Source organism: Bradyrhizobium sp. Kon10 (assembly GCF_055807395.1).
Genome location: NZ_JBVVOZ010000265.1, coordinates 1 through 260, shown reverse-complemented (window position 1 = coordinate 260; position 260 = coordinate 1). Strand labels below are relative to the sequence as shown.

At 65.8% G+C, this 260-nt stretch carries 1 pseudogene; it reads right to left on the bottom strand.

The window, feature by feature from the left end:
* Window positions 1-260: pseudogene (locus AC0L2O_RS36965) on the bottom strand (mandelate racemase/muconate lactonizing enzyme family protein); the annotation flags it as partial.

The following is a 260-nucleotide window of genomic DNA, read 5'->3' as shown; positions in this document are numbered from 1 at the left end:
GTGGGGGACGTTATGCAAATCGTAGGCGGCGTTGCGGGCGCGTCGCTCTTCAAGAGTCTTGACCGGGCCGCGGCCGGGCTGGACGCGGTACCCTTCAAGTGAGCCGGCAGGAGACACGACCGCACCGGGGACATCGGCGATCTGCATCAGCCCCAGATCCATCTTGAGGAAGGTGAAGCCGAGCGCCATGCGCTGCTTGAGGCGCTTGCCGGTCTCGGTGCCGCTCGGCACGGTAGCGTCGGTATCGCAATAGAGGCGCA